This window comes from Frateuria soli, from assembly GCF_021117385.1.
Classification (GTDB): domain Bacteria; phylum Pseudomonadota; class Gammaproteobacteria; order Xanthomonadales; family Rhodanobacteraceae; genus Frateuria_A; species Frateuria_A soli.
Map to the genome: position 1 here is coordinate 812,613 of NZ_CP088252.1, position 13,105 is coordinate 825,717.

12 protein-coding genes and 1 pseudogene are annotated in these 13,105 nt (G+C 66.9%); 7 read left to right on the forward strand and 6 right to left on the reverse strand.

Annotated features, from left to right (window positions below):
• Positions 1 to 97: 97 nt before the first annotated feature.
• Both LQ771_RS03710 and LQ771_RS03715 read right to left on the reverse strand, forming a co-directional pair.
• Positions 98 to 727: a CoA transferase subunit B gene (locus LQ771_RS03710; protein WP_231351844.1), complete on the reverse strand. Its 630-nt coding sequence runs from the start codon at positions 725 to 727 to the stop codon at positions 98 to 100.
• A gap of 93 nt (positions 728 to 820) precedes the next feature.
• Positions 821 to 1,456: pseudogene (locus LQ771_RS03715) on the reverse strand (CoA transferase subunit A); the annotation flags it as partial.
• Positions 1,457 to 1,726: 270 nt separating this feature from the next.
• Here LQ771_RS03715 and LQ771_RS03720 point away from each other — a divergent pair.
• The 5 genes from LQ771_RS03720 to LQ771_RS03740 all read left to right on the forward strand — a co-directional run bounded on the left by LQ771_RS03720 (position 1,727) and on the right by LQ771_RS03740 (position 5,876).
• On the forward strand, positions 1,727 to 2,095 hold the full coding sequence (locus LQ771_RS03720) for a BlaI/MecI/CopY family transcriptional regulator (RefSeq protein ID WP_231351036.1): 369 nt from the start codon (positions 1,727 to 1,729) through the stop codon (positions 2,093 to 2,095).
• Positions 2,085 to 3,614 (forward strand): M56 family metallopeptidase, encoded by a 1,530-nt coding sequence (locus LQ771_RS03725; RefSeq protein WP_231351037.1) that lies wholly within the window; start codon positions 2,085 to 2,087, stop codon positions 3,612 to 3,614. Before LQ771_RS03720 ends, LQ771_RS03725 begins: the two co-directional genes overlap by 11 nt.
• Positions 3,615 to 3,781: 167 nt before the next feature.
• Positions 3,782 to 4,765 (forward strand): isoaspartyl peptidase/L-asparaginase family protein, encoded by a 984-nt coding sequence (locus LQ771_RS03730; RefSeq protein ID WP_231351845.1) that lies wholly within the window; start codon positions 3,782 to 3,784, stop codon positions 4,763 to 4,765.
• A gap of 212 nt (positions 4,766 to 4,977) precedes the next feature.
• Positions 4,978 to 5,466 carry a dihydrofolate reductase gene (locus LQ771_RS03735; protein WP_231351038.1) on the forward strand — a complete coding sequence of 163 codons (489 nt, stop codon included), beginning with the start codon at positions 4,978 to 4,980 and terminating at the stop codon, positions 5,464 to 5,466.
• A gap of 20 nt (positions 5,467 to 5,486) precedes the next feature.
• Complete coding sequence (locus tag LQ771_RS03740) at positions 5,487 to 5,876, forward strand: NUDIX domain-containing protein (RefSeq protein ID WP_231351039.1); 390 nt, start codon at positions 5,487 to 5,489, stop codon at positions 5,874 to 5,876.
• Positions 5,877 to 5,991: 115 nt separating this feature from the next.
• Here LQ771_RS03740 and coaE read toward each other — a convergent pair whose 3' ends face one another.
• The 4 genes from coaE to pilB form a co-directional block, all read right to left on the reverse strand.
• On the reverse strand, positions 5,992 to 6,609 hold the full coding sequence (gene coaE, locus LQ771_RS03745) for a dephospho-CoA kinase (RefSeq protein ID WP_231351040.1): 618 nt from the start codon (positions 6,607 to 6,609) through the stop codon (positions 5,992 to 5,994).
• A complete protein-coding gene (locus LQ771_RS03750) occupies positions 6,606 to 7,463 on the reverse strand; it encodes a prepilin peptidase (protein ID WP_231351041.1) in 858 nt (285 codons plus the stop codon). The genes coaE and LQ771_RS03750 overlap by 4 nt, the downstream gene beginning before the upstream one ends.
• A gap of 117 nt (positions 7,464 to 7,580) precedes the next feature.
• Complete coding sequence (locus LQ771_RS03755; protein WP_275045647.1) at positions 7,581 to 8,846, reverse strand: type II secretion system F family protein; 1,266 nt, start codon at positions 8,844 to 8,846, stop codon at positions 7,581 to 7,583.
• Between the two features lie 249 nt (positions 8,847 to 9,095).
• Positions 9,096 to 10,820: a type IV-A pilus assembly ATPase PilB gene (gene pilB, locus LQ771_RS03760; RefSeq protein ID WP_231351042.1), complete on the reverse strand. Its 1,725-nt coding sequence runs from the start codon at positions 10,818 to 10,820 to the stop codon at positions 9,096 to 9,098.
• 295 nt (positions 10,821 to 11,115) lie between these two features.
• On the opposite strand from pilB, the gene LQ771_RS03765 reads away from it, so the two are divergent.
• The gene (locus tag LQ771_RS03765) at positions 11,116 to 11,970 is read left to right on the forward strand and encodes a glycosyltransferase family 2 protein (protein ID WP_231351043.1); all 855 of its coding nucleotides are present in this window, start codon (positions 11,116 to 11,118) and stop codon (positions 11,968 to 11,970) included.
• Positions 11,963 to 13,105 carry a glycosyltransferase family 4 protein gene (locus LQ771_RS03770; RefSeq protein WP_231351044.1) on the forward strand — a complete coding sequence of 381 codons (1,143 nt, stop codon included), beginning with the start codon at positions 11,963 to 11,965 and terminating at the stop codon, positions 13,103 to 13,105. The genes LQ771_RS03765 and LQ771_RS03770 overlap by 8 nt, the downstream gene beginning before the upstream one ends.

Sequence of the window (13,105 nt, forward strand, 5' to 3'; positions counted from 1 at the left end):
GCGCACCTGTGCGCGACCAGAAAGCGCTCCATGCGAAGCGTCCTGGGCGCGGCCCGGATGGCGCTCGCGCCCAAGGGCTCTCCTGCAGGGCGTGTGCTCAGCCGTTCAGCGAGGGCGACACCTTGAAGTCGCAGCCCGTCTTGGCCTTGACCTCGTCGAGCGTCACGCCTTCGTTGAGCTCGACCAGGGTCAGGCCCTTGCCCTTCTCGACCTCGAACACGGCCAGGTCGGTGATGATCAGGTCCACCACTTCCTTGCCGGTCAGCGGCAGGTCGCATTGGCGCTTGATCTTGGGTGAACCGTCCTTGGCGGTGTGCTCCATCAGCACCACCACGCGCTTGACGCCGCTGACCAGATCCATCGCGCCGCCCGGCCCCTTGACCATCTTGCCCGGCACCATCCAGTTGGCCAGGTCGCCGGTGGCCGAGACTTCCAGCCCGCCCAGGATCGACAGGTCGATATGCCCGCCGCGGATCATCGCGAACGAATCGGCACTGGAGAAGAAGGCCGAGCCGGGCAGGGTGGTGATGGTCTGCTTGCCGGCGTTGATCAGGTCCGGATCGACGTTGTCCTCGGTCGGGAACGGGCCGATGCCGAGCAGGCCGTTTTCCGATTGCAGGATCACGTCCATGCCCTCGGGGATGTAGTTGGCCACCAGCGTCGGGATGCCGATGCCGAGGTTCACGTAGAAGCCGTCGCGCAGCTCCTTGGCCGCACGCCGGGCCATCGCCGAGCGGGTCGGGTTTTCCTTGCCGGTATTGGCGCCGGCGACGGTGCGGAACTCGATGCGCTTCTCGTACTTCGCGCCCTGCACGATGCGGTCGACGTAGATGCCCGGCACGTGGATGTTGTTCGGATCGAGCTCGCCCACCTCGACCAGGTGCTCGACCTCGGCCACGCAGACCTTGCCGCAGGTGGCGATCATCGGATTGAAGTTGCGCGCCGTCTCGCGGAACACCAGGTTGCCCAGGCGATCGCCCTTCCACGCCTTGACGATGGAAACGTCGGCGTGGATCGCCTCCTCCAGCACGTACTCCTTGCCGTCGAAGAGCTTGGTTTCCTTGCCCTCGGCGAGCTTGGTGCCGAACGCGGTGCGCGTGTAGAAGCCCGGGATGCCGGCGCCGCCGGCGCGCAGCTTCTCGGCCAGGGTGCCCTGCGGGGTCAGGTGCAGTTCCAGCTCGCCGGAGAGCACCTGGCGCTCGAACTCCTTGTTCTCGCCCACGTAGGAGGCGTACACGCGCTTGACCTGGTGGGTCTTCAGCAGCGGACCCATGCCGAAATCGTCCACGCCGGCATTGTTGCCGACGATGGTCAGCCCCTTGGTACCGGCCTCCAGCAGCGCGCCGATCAGGTTCTCGGGGATGCCGCACAGGCCGAAACCGCCGGCGGCGATCGTCATGTCGTCGAACAGCAGGCCATCGAGAGCCGCCTTCGCGCTTGCGTACACCTTGTCCATAGCAATGCCTTCCGGATGGAGAGTCAGCTGCCAAGGATACGATGGAACGCAGGTACCCCGCGTCGTACCAAGGTCGCAAGCCCCGCCGGATCACCTCCTTCGGCGTGTCCATCGCCTTCGCCCGCGACAGCGGTGTGCGTCCGCACATCCTCGCGGTGGCGACAGCGCAGGACAGCGGGCCCAGTGGCACTCGTTCCGCACGAAGGCCTTGACTCACGCGTTTACGAGCGTAAACATATATTCGATTACACGCGTAAATGGAGTCGTCCCATGGCCATCAGCGAAGCCGAAGCCATTGTCATGGAAGTGCTCTGGCAGCAGGCGCCAAGAAGTGCCGAAGAGATCCTCGCCGAAGTCGGCCCCCGCCAGGGCTGGCAGGAAGGCACCGTCAAGTCGTTGCTCAACCGTCTGCTGAAGAAGTCGGCGGTCAAGGCCGAGCGGGAGGGACGCCGCTATCTCTATACGCCGCTGCTCAGCCGCGAGAAGTACGTCTCCCAGGAGAGCAAGGGGTTGCTCGACCGCCTGTTCGGTGGCCGTGTCGCTCCGCTGGTTGCGCACTTCTCCGAGCAGCGCAAGCTCACCCGCAAGGACGTGGCGGAGCTGCGCCGGCTGCTGGAGGAGCTGGACGATGAACGCTGAGACGGACTGGTCCACTTGCGGCTGGCTGCTGCTCGTCGCATGTACCGTGGCGCTGGCCTGCGTGGCGCTGCTGCGGCGGCCTTGCCGGCGGTGGTTCGGTGCCGAGAGCGCCTTCCTGCTGTGGGGGCTGCCGCCGCTGGCGATGCTGGGCAGCCAGCTCCCGCACGCACCGGTCGCCAGCAGCGGGGCATGGGCGGACACCGCGTGGGTAGCGGTGTCGGGTTCCGCTGCATGGTCCGGCGTGCGCACGGTGAGCGTCGACTGGGCCGGTGCGCTGACCTGGATCTGGGTGTCGGGCCTGGTTGCGGGCCTGATGCGCGCCGCCCTGGCACAAGCCCGCTACTGCCACCGGCTGCGGGGTGCCGTGCCGCTCGCCGGCGTCTCGTTGCCCTGGCCCGTGTTGCGGGCAACGACGGTGGATGCCGGTCCCGCGCTCGTCGGCGCCTGGCGGCCGCGCATCGTGGTACCGGCCGATTTCGAAACGCGTTATGCTGGAACCGAGCAGTCGCTGGTCCTCGCGCATGAGGCCATGCATGCCCGCCGTCGCGACGGCTGGTGCAACCTGCTCGCGCAGTTGCTCGCTTCGGTGCTCTGGTTCCATCCGTTGGCCTGGTGGGCACTTGCCGCCCTTCGCCAGGACCAGGAGCTGGCCTGCGACGCCGCCGTGCTGCGCGAGCGCGGTTGTCGGCGCAGCTATGCCCAAGCCATGTTGAAAACGCCGGGCGCGGCGCGCGCGTTGCCGTTCGGTTGCAGTTGGTCGTCCCGCCATCCACTCACGGAGCGAATTGCCATGCTGAAGATGCCGACCCCCGGTTCCGCCCGCCGCCGTATGGGCTTCATCGCCACTGCCGCCATTGCCGTCGTGTTCACCGGCGCGGTCTACGCCACCAGCGCTCCGATGAACACGACGGCGACGCCGCGCAAAGACTCGGACGTGGGCCAGTACCAGCTCGACATCCAGCTCATCCTGTCCGGCGACGGGACCGGGGCCGGCCATGCGCGATCGCTCGATCTTGCGGTGTGCGGAGCGCCCGGCGAAACCTCCACCGTAACAACCCGGGGAATCGAACTGGACGCCATCACCCGCACCGTGGGCGACCGGCGCGTGAGCGTCGACCTGGCGGTGCGCGACCAGGCAGGCACGCGGCCGGCGAAGAGCCGCCTGCAAGGGGCGCTGGATGAGCCGCTGCGAGCATCCGGCACGATTCCCGGCCGCGACGTGCAGTACACCCTGCGGGTGACGCCACGGCTGGGCTGCCCGGCGAGTGCCACGGCCGCGGCCGTGGGCGAGCGCGCCATCACCATGAAGGTCAGGGGCACCGCCGCGCGCGAGGTGGCCGAGGCGATCGCCGCGCAGGCGGGCCTTGTGCTGGTCAATCCCGAGGTGTTCGACGAGCGCGCCATCGCGCTCGACTTCCAGGAGGTTCCCGCCGCTGCCGCACTGCAGATGGTCGCGCGGACCGATGGCGTCCGGGCTGTTTTCGATGGAGCCCGCGCGCGTTTCGAGCCGCTTCCGTAGCTGTCCCGCGCTGTCGTCATGGCTCGACGGCAGCGCGCGGAGGCCCTGCGGCCGCGCTTGCTTGGGACGACGGGACGGCTCGATATACTCCGTGGCCGTTGCCGGGAGACATCCAAGTGAAGCCGCTGCGCGTGTTCGCCGCCCTGACCGCACTGGGGATCGCCGCCATGAGCCACGCCACCACCACGCCCGTCCTGGTCATCCACGGTGGGGCGGGTGTCATGCGACGCGACCTGAACCCTGCACGGGAAAACGAGGCTCGTGCGGCGCTCGCCCGCGCGCTCCTCAGCGGCTATGCCCAGCTCAAGGCGGGCAAACCGGCGCTGGACGGCGTGACCGCGGCGCTGAGCGTGCTGGAGGACGATCCCAATTTCAACGCGGGCAAGGGCGCGGTATTCACCCACGACGGCCGCAACGAGCTGGATGCCGCGATCATGGACGGCAACACCCTGCGCGCGGGCGCCATCGCCGGCGTGCACCGGGTGAAGAACCCGATCCTGCTGGCGCGCGCGGTGCTGGAGAAGTCCCAGCACGTGATGCTGGTGGGCGACGGCGCCGAGGCATTTGCGCGGGAAGTGGGCGTGCCGCTGGTCGATCCATCGTACTTCCGTACCGAACAGCGCTGGCAGCAACTGCAGAAGGCGCTCAAGGAAGACCGCGACGGGGTACCGCATTCGGATGTAGAGACGGCCAGGCATTTCGGTACCGTCGGCGCCGTGGCGCTGGATGCGCAGGGCCATCTCGCGGCGGGAACGTCGACTGGTGGCATGACCGACAAACGCTGGGGCCGGGTAGGCGACTCCCCGATCATCGGGGCGGGCACCTATGCCAACGCGGACTGCGCGGTATCCGGCACGGGCTGGGGCGAGTTCTACATCCGTGCCGTGGCGGCGCATGCGATCTGCATGCGCGTGTCGCTGATGCACGTGCCGCTGGAACGCGCTGCCGCCGAGGTGATCAACCAGGAGATCCCGGCGATGGGCGGCAACGGCGGCGCCATCGCGCTGGACGCGAAAGGCCACATCGCCTTGCCATTCAATACCGACGGCATGTATCGAGGCTGGATCGGCGGCGATGGCGTGCCGCACGTGGCGATCTACGACGACGACCCGGATACCCCGCCGTCCGCCTCCGACAGTTCCGGCGGTTAGGATCTTTCCGCAGCGACCTGCCGCTACGGCGCCCTGCGGCAGGCTTCGCAGCGGTACCGGCCGTGGTGCCGGGGCACCCGCCAGCTCTGCCGTGACGGAGGGGTAGAGAGCCCGATCGTTGCCTCCGAGTGGCTACAATGGCTCCGAGCATGGCGGCCTGCCCTGGCGGCCGCCCATGCCGGTCGCACCATCCACTCGCCCCTGGAGCACCGATGTCCATTTCGCTGATCGCCGCACTGGATGAGAACTTCGCCATCGGCCGCAAGGGGCAACTGCCCTGGCACCTGCCGGACGACCTGCGCTGGTTCAAGCAGCTGACGCTCGGCAAGTACGTGCTGATGGGCTACAACACCGCGGTGGCGATCGGCCGGGCCTTGCCGGACAGGCACAACCTGGTGCTCTCGCGGCGACACGAGGCGCCGTTCCCGGGTCAGGTCGTCGTGCGCTCGCTGGAGGAGGCACAGGCCCGCGCCGGCGGCACCGGGCTGATGGTGATCGGCGGCGGCGAAGTCTATGCGGCGGCGCTGCCGCTGGCGCGGCGGATGTACCTGACCTGGGTGGGTGCCGCCGTCGAGGGCGCCGACACCTTCTTTCCGGGCATCCATCTGCGCGACTGGACCGAGGTCGCGCGCACCCACCACAAGGCCGACGCGGAGCACCAATACAGCTTCGACATGGTCGAGTACGTGCGCGAATCCTGATTCCCTTGGTTGCCTCTGTCATGCACGTGGTGGCCGGCGTGCTGATCGATCCGGCCGGTCGCGTGTTGCTCGCGCAACGGCCACCGGGCAAGCACCTGGCCGGAATGTGGGAGTTTCCCGGCGGCAAGCTGGACCTGGGCGAGTCTCCCCTCCACGGGCTGCTGCGCGAACTGCGCGAGGAGCTGGACATCGCGGTCGACCTGGCCAGTGCCGCGCCGCTGGTCCAGGTGCCCTGGAACTACGGCGAGCGTGCCTTGCTGCTGGACGCCTGGCGGTTGATCGCGTGGCAGGGAACACCGCGGTCGGTGGAAGGGCAGGCCTTGCGCTGGATACTGCCCCGCAATGTGGATCCGGAAACGCTGGCGCCCGCCGATCGTGTGATCCTCCGCTCCGTGCAGGGCACGGCCTGATCCAGGCATGAGCGCACCTTGCGTGCGACCGCCATACAACCGCGTCACGATTTTCCCGGCGCCATGCCCGACCGACTCTCCGGGACGCCGGTTGCAATCGCGCGCAGGCGCGCTCCTACAAGGTCGAGGCGAGCGCGAGGTAGCGCCGGTGCAACGCCTCCACGTGCGCATCCAGCGCCGCTTCGCTGCTGCTGTTGTCGATGATGTCGTCGGCCAGCGCCAGGCGCTCGGCGCGGCTGGCCTGCTGGGCCAGCATGCGCTCGGCCAGGGCGCGGTCGATGCCGTCGCGGGAAATCAGCCGCTCCAGTTGCACGGACTCGGGTACGTCCACCAGCAGAATGCGGTCGAGCCAGCAGTAGTGGGCAATGTTCTCGGCCAGCAGCGGAATGGCCAGCAGGCAGTAGGGCGCGGTCTCGGCCAAGGCCCGGTCGCGCAGCCACGTGCGTACGCGCGGATGGATGATGTTCTCCAGCTGGCGCTTGGCCGTCGCATCCGCGAAGACGCGCCGGCGCATGGCGGCGCGGTCCACGCGGCCCCGGTCGTCCAGCACCCCGGTCCCGAAAGTCTCGACGATCGCAGCCAGCCCTTCGCTGCCTGGTTCGACCACCACCCGTGCCGCCACGTCCGCATCGTGCACCGGCACGCCCAACGCCTCGAAGCGACGGGCCACCGCGGTCTTGCCGGCAGCGATGCCGCCGGTCAGTCCCACCACGTAGGCACGCCGCGCGCTCATCGCAATCCGGTCAGGTGCAGGTAACCCTGCAGCAGCGGCTCGCCAGCCACGAACCAGATCCAGCCGGCCATGGCAATGAACGGTCCGAATGGCATGGGCATCTCGCGGCCATGCCTGCGCAGGGCGATCAGGAGGCCACCGACGACCGCGCCAACCAGCGAGGAGAGCAGCACGATCGGCAGCAACGCACCCGGGCCCATCCACGCGCCCAAGGCCGCCAGCAGCTTGAAGTCGCCGTAGCCCATGCCTTCCTTGCCGGTCAGCAGCTTGAACAGCCAGTACACGCTCCACAGGCTCACATACCCCAGCGCCGCGCCCAGGATCGCCGGTGCCGGCAACACGAACATCGGCAGCAGCGAAAGCAGCAGGCCGAGCCACAGCAACGGCAAGGTGAGCTGGTCGGGCAGCAGCTGGGTGCGGAAGTCGATGCCGGCCAGCGCGATCAGCGTCCAAGTGAGCACCAGCCCCGCCAGCGCCGTCCAGCCCGGCCCGAATTTCCACACCACCAGCACGCTCAGCACGCCACTGAGCAACTCCACCAGCGGGTACTGGGCGGAGATCGGCTCGCGGCAATAGCGGCATCGCCCGCGCAGCAGCAGCCAGCCGAACAGCGGGATGTTGTCTCCCGCCGACAGTGGATGCTTGCAGTGCGGGCAGTGCGAAGCCTCGCGCACGATGCCCGGCGGCAGCGGCTCCCCGGGCACGTCCAGCGCCAGCTCTTCGCTTGCCTCGCGCCGCCACTGTGCCTCGAGCCGTGCGGGAAGGCGCAGGATCACCACGTTGAGGAAGCTGCCCACCAGCAGGCCGAGTATTCCGGCGAAGGCAAGCCAGAGCCAAAGTGGAAGTTCGAGCATGCGAATCCAAGTCCCATGTCCGTGGCGGCGCGCGCAGTGAGCGATGCGCGCGGTCGCCTCGCGGCAAGAATAAAAAAAGCCCCCCTCCCGGCGGGAGAGGGGCTTGGTATTCGAAGGTTACACCGTGCCGGCCAGCTTGAAGATCGGCAGGTACAGCGAGACCACCATGCCGCCGACCAGCACGCCGAGGATCACCATGATGATCGGTTCCAGCAGGGTCGACAGGGTATCAACGGCGGTGTTCACCTCTTCCTCGTAGAACTCGGCCACCTTGAACAGCATGTTGTCCAGCGCACCCGATTCCTCGCCGATGGCCGTCATCTGAACCACCATGTTCGGGAACAGGCCGGTCTGGCGCATCGACAGCTGCAACTGGTGGCCGACCGCGATGTCGTCGCGCATCCTCCGCACCGCGTCGCCATAGACGATGCTGCCAGTGGCCCCGGCCACCGCGTCCAGTGCTTCCACCAGCGGCACGCCCGCCCGGAAGGTGACGCCGAGCGTACGCGCGAAGCGGGCGATGGCCGACTGGCGCATGATGTTGCCCATCACCGGCAGCTTGAGCAGCACGCGGTCCAGGAAATGCGCGAACTTCACCGAGCGCTTCTTGGCCATCACGATGGCCACGATGCCGCCGACGATGATGCCGATCACCACCCACCAGTAGTGCTGCATGAATTGCGATGCGGAGATGACGATCTGGGTCGGCGCAGGCAGCTCGGCGCCCGCGTCGCGGAAGGTCTGCTCGAACACCGGCACCACGAACAGCAGCAGGATCATGCTCACCAGCAGTGCCACCGCCATCACCATCACGGGGTAGAACAGGGCCTTCTTGATCTTGCTCTTGATGTTCTCCATCCGCTCCTTGTAGGTGGCCACGGTGTCCAGCACCGTGTCCAGCACACCGGCCGATTCGCCGGCGCGCACCAGGTTGCGGTAAAGCTCGTCGAACTGGACGGGGTACTTGCCCAGCGCCTCGTGCAGCGAGGCACCCCCCTCGATGCCCTGCTTGACGTCGGTGAGCATGTTCTTGAAGCGGACGTTCTTCTGGCCGCCGGCGATGATCTCGAAGGACTGCACCATAGGCACGCCCGAAGCCATCATGGTGGCGATCTGGCGGCTGAAGATTGCCACGTCGCGCGGCTTGACCGAGCTTCCGCTCGAGCCGAACAGCGGCTTGGCCTTCTCTCGCACCGTCTGCGGGTTCATCCCCTGGCGGCGCAGCTCGGCCTTGACCAGCGAGGCGTTCTTCGCCGGCATTTCGCCCTTCATGCGCTTGCCGCGCTTGTCCAGCGCGACCCAGTCGTACATGGTCAACCTGCTGACCTCGGCGCGCTGGGCGCCCAGGTTCGCGTTCTTCGCGAGTGCGTTAGCCGTAGCCATGCCCGATTCCCCCGATGGTTCGATCCGCGATGGCCGCGCGAGGCGGCGATCTTCGGTGAAGCTTATGCCAAATATGGCGAGTTATTTCGTGCCGTTCCGCGCAACTTGGCGATTTTCCGGAGGGCTCTCACAGGTGAGCTCGTACCGTCCTGCCGCTCGTCCGTAGGAGCGCACCTGTGCGCGACCGCCATGTCCGTTCCTCGTCGCGCCCGGGAAAAACCGATCAGCCTGAAGGCGCCGCGCAACCGGTCAATCCTTGGTCACACGGTCGATCTCGGCCAGGCTGGTCACGCCCGCCTTGACCTTGAGCAGCGCCGATGCGCGCAGATCGTTGACGCCGATGCTGCGGGCGACCTCTCCGATCTGCATCGCGTTCCCGCCCTGCAGCACGATCTTCTGGATGTCCTCGGTCATCGGCATGACCTGGTAGAGGCCCACGCGACCCTTGTAGCCCTCGTTGCAGTGGTCGCAGCCCACTGCCTCGTAAAGGGTAAGGCCGGCATCAATGTCTTCCTGGCTGAAGCCGGCGGCCAGCAGCACGTGCGGCGGCAGGTTCTGCGGCTTCTTGCAGTCGTGCAGGCGGCGGGCCAGGCGCTGGGCGATCACCAGCGTCACCGACGAGGTGATGGAGTAGGGCGGGATGCCCATGTTCATCAGGCGCGCGATCGTCTGCGGCGCGTCGTTGGTGTGCAGGGTGGAGAGCACCATGTGGCCGGTCTGCGCCGCCTTGATCGCGATCTCGGCGGTTTCCAGGTCGCGGATTTCGCCGACCATGATCACGTCCGGATCCTGGCGCAGGAACGAGCGCAGCGCTGCGGCGAAGGTCATGCCGCGCTTGACGTTCTGCTGGACCTGGTTGATGCCCTCGACACGGATTTCGACCGGGTCTTCCACGGTCGAAATATTTCGCTCGGGGGTGTTGAGGATATTGAGCGCGGTATACAGCGACACCGTCTTGCCCGAACCGGTCGGACCGGTCACCAGCACCATGCCGTAGGGCTTGTGGATGGCGTCCAGATAGAGCTTCTTCTGGTTCTCCTCGTAGCCGAGCTTGTCGATGCCCAGCTTGGCCGAGGAGCTGTCCAGGATACGCAGCACGATCTTCTCGCCGAACAGCGTGGGCAGGGTGCTCACGCGGAAGTCCATCGAGCGGCTCTTGGACAGGTTCAGCTTGATGCGCCCGTCCTGCGGCACGCGGCGCTCGGCGATGTCCAGGCCGGCCATCACCTTCAGGCGCGAGGAGATGCGGCTGGCCATCTTCATCGGCGGATTGGCCACCGGCCGGAGCATGCCATCCATGCGCAGGCGCACGCGGAAGTTGGTCTCGAACGGCTCGAAGTGGATGTCCGAGGCACCGCGGCGGATCGCATCGACCAGGATCTTGTTGACGAACTTCACCACCGGCGCATCGTCGCCGCCGGTGGCGTCATGACCGGTACTGTCGGCGGCATCCTCGTCACCCGCTTCCAGCGACAGCTCGTCGAACTCGTCGCTGCCCATCTCGGGCATCGTTGCGTTCACCGCGGCGAGGGCCCCGTCGATGGCGCGCGACAACTGGCCGCGCTCGACCAGGATCGGCTCGACCATGCAGTTGGAGTGGAACTTGATCTCGTCCAGCGCGTGCGACTGCATCGGGTCGGCGATGCCCACGAACAGGCGCTTGCCGCGCTTGAACAGCGGCAATGCCTGGTGCTTGGTCATCAGCGCTTCGCTGATCAGGTTCACCGGCATGGACGAGGATGCGATCGCGCTCACATCCATCATGGGCATGCCGAATTCGGCCGAGGCCACCTGGGTGAGCCGGGCGCTCTCGACCAGCCCGTGGTCGAGCAGCCAGGCCGCCAGCGAGGCTTTCTTCTCGGTCGAATCGGCGACCGCCTTGCGGACATCCGCCTCCGGCAGCACGCCCTCGGACACCAGGCGACGCGCCATGCCGGTCAGGCCCGCGAGCGACGGTTGCAATTGGGATGACATGATAGATTCCGGCCTTAAGCCCCCTTATTGACAGGAAATTTACCCCAGAAATGCGGCGCGGTCATCTGGCGGCGAAGGGGCGCCTACGGCAACTCCAAAAGCCGCCACGCGTGTCACGGAAACGCGGGGGGCCGACCCTTCCGGTTCCTCGACGGCAGGCTCTGCCGGGGGTGGGTGAGCAGCGGGGCGCGCCATGAAGTGTGCCGCCCGGCACACACGCGGGTCGGGCTTCGGCGGTGATCGCCTTCCCCGTGATGGGCCGCGTTATGATCGCCCGATACCCGGGGGAACCGATTTGAAACGCCTGAGCATCATCTTGCCCGCGAAAAACGAAGCGGCGGCGCTTGCCCGTCTGCTGCCGGCGCTGCGTACCGCGCAGCCGGACGCGGAGATCATCGTGGTCGACGACGGCTCGACGGACGACACGCGGGCCATCTGCGCCGCCAACGCGGTCGACTGCCTTTCCTCGCCCTACTCGATGGGCAACGGTGCGGCGATCAAGCGCGGCGCACGGGCGGCCCAGGGCGAATGGCTGGTCTTCATGGACGGCGACGGCCAGCACGACCCGGCCGACATCGACCGCCTGCTGGCCAAACTGCAGGAGGGCTACGACATGGCCATCGGCGCGCGCGACTGGAGCAGCCAGGCCGGCGTGGGCCGGGGGCTGGCCAATACTCTCTACAACTGGCTGGCCACGCGCATGACCGGCCATCCGGTACTCGACCTCACCTCCGGCTTCCGCGCGGTGCGCGCGGAGAAATTCCGCGAGTTCCTGTACCTGCTGCCCAACGGCTTTTCCTACCCCACCACCAGCACCATGGCCTTCTTCCGCAGCGCCTACCCGGTCGCCTACGTGCCGATCCAGGCGGCCCAGCGTGTGGGCAAGAGCCACATCCGGCCACTGCGCGACGGCCTCAGGTTCCTGCTGATCATCTTCAAGATCGCGACGTTGTACTCGCCGCTGAAACTGTTCGCGCCGGCGAGCGTGGTGTTTTTTCTGCTGGGGTGCGTGAACTATCTATGGACGTATCTGCACTTCGGGCGACTGACAAATGGCAGCACGCTTTTGTGGAGTGCGGCGGTGATCGTGTTCCTGATCGGTTTGGTTTCAGAACAGATCACGACGTTGACGTATCGGCAGAATGATTGACCAACGGCGCAAGCGCATCTTGCTGGTGACGCGCAACCTGCCCCCGCTTGTCGGCGGCATGGAGCGGCTCAATTGGCACATGGCCGAAGAACTGGCAAAGGTGGCCGAGGTGCGTGTCGTGGCGCCGGCCGGCAGCACCGCGCCCGAGAGCGTCGGGTTGCGCGAAGTCCCGTTGCGCCCCCTCGGCCGCTTCTTGTTCGCCGCACAACGCGGTGCATTGCGCGAGGCGCGCTCGTGGAAACCTGATGTGGTGCTTGCGGGCAGCGGACTCACTGCGTTGCCGGCGCTGCTTGCCGCACGTGCTGTAGGTGCGAGCGCGGCTGCCTATGTGCATGGTCTTGATCTCACGGCCGGCCATCCGCTCTATCGAGCGCTGTGGTATCCAGCTTTGCGCCGTATGGATCGTATCGTCGCCAACAGCGCTCCGACCGCGGCACTCGCGCAATCCATCGGCATCGTTCCGGAGCGCATCGGTATCGTGCACCCAGGAGTCAGACTGCCTACTACGCTACCAGACGAACAGGCGATCGGCGCCTTCCGCCGCGAGCACGCGCTCGGCAACCGAACGGTGCTGCTTTCGGTCGGCCGCCTGAGCGAGCGCAAGGGACTGCGAGAATTTATCGAACGTGCATTGCCGCGTATCGTCGCCGCCGAGCCGGATGTATTGCTGCTAGTGGTCGGCGACGTGCCGAAGAATGCATTGCTTGCGGGCAGCCAGTCGCCGGAAAGCATTCGTGCGACCGCGCGACACGCAGGCGTGGAAGGCAACGTGCGCCTGCTTGGGTTGCTGAACGAAGCTGATCTTGAACTCGCTTATAGCTCCGCGGACGTGCACGTCTTCCCGATACGCCAGCTTGCCAACGATCCGGAAGGATTTGGGATGGTCGCCGTCGAAGCTGCTGCACATGGGCTGCCAACGGTGGCGTTCGCGGTAGGGGGAGTGGTGGATGCGGTCGAGGATGGCACCAGTGGTTGTCTGGTTATGTCGGGAGACTACGTGGCCTTGGCCGAAGCCGTTACCACCACGTTGACACGCCGCGACGATTTGCGGGCGTCGTGTCTCGATTTTGCACGCCGATTTACGTGGCCCGAAATCGGCGCACAGCTCGGTCGGCAAATTTGTTCCTGCCAGTGA